1 rRNA gene is annotated in these 209 nt (G+C 44.5%); it reads left to right on the plus strand.

Going from position 1 to position 209, the window contains the following annotated elements:
- Nucleotides 1-61: ribosomal RNA gene (locus tag MZO41_RS16720) — 16S ribosomal RNA — on the plus strand; the annotation flags it as partial.
- Between the last annotated feature and the right edge of the window lie 148 nt (nt 62-209).

Consider the following 209-nt stretch of genomic DNA (forward strand, 5'->3'; position numbering starts at 1 on the left):
GATTAGGGTGAAGTCGTAACAAGGTAGCCGTAGGAGAACCTGCGGCTGGATCACCTCCTTTCTAAGGAATATTACGGAAACCTACACATTCTTCGAAACTTTGTTTAGTTTTGAGAGGTCTAACTCTCAATTTAATAAGCGTTTTTTGGGCCTATAGCTCAGCTGGTTTAGAGCGCACGCCTGATAAGCGTGAGGTCGATGGTTCAAGT

The sequence above is a fragment of the Lactiplantibacillus sp. C232 genome (assembly GCF_023806725.1).
In the GTDB taxonomy this organism is placed as follows: domain Bacteria; phylum Bacillota; class Bacilli; order Lactobacillales; family Lactobacillaceae; genus Lactiplantibacillus; species Lactiplantibacillus plantarum.